General features: G+C 55.3%; 1 protein-coding gene. It reads right to left on the reverse strand.

What is annotated here, in order from left to right; genetic code table 11:
- A partial coding sequence (locus NZK81_RS21530; protein WP_260048000.1) for an aldehyde dehydrogenase family protein occupies positions 1-206 on the reverse strand: 206 nt, incomplete at its 3' end.
- Positions 207-322 lie beyond the last annotated feature (116 nt).

Below are 322 nucleotides of genomic sequence, written 5' to 3' on the forward strand. Positions count from 1 at the left end.
GGAAAAGCAGCCTTGGCAGCGGCAATCGCACGCTCAATGTCCTTGGCGTTGCCGGCCTGGATCTTGGTCAGCACCTTGCCGGTCGAGGGATTGAGTAGATCAATGGTCTTGCCGCTGTCCCCGGCGATCCACTCGCCGCCGATATAATGGCCGTACTCGGACTTTATGCCGTGTTCGTTTTCTGTACTTTTCAACTCCGTAGCCATGACAACTCTCCCTTGGTTTTCATAGAACTTCGATGACTAGGTCATTCATCGGATAGATCCGACAGGCCAGGGCGTATCCCTTTGCCTGGTCGGCGACAGAAACCTTGGCCGTGCTC

It is taken from the genome of Novosphingobium mangrovisedimenti, assembly GCF_025153475.1.
Lineage (GTDB): Bacteria > Pseudomonadota > Alphaproteobacteria > Sphingomonadales > Sphingomonadaceae > Novosphingobium > Novosphingobium mangrovi_A.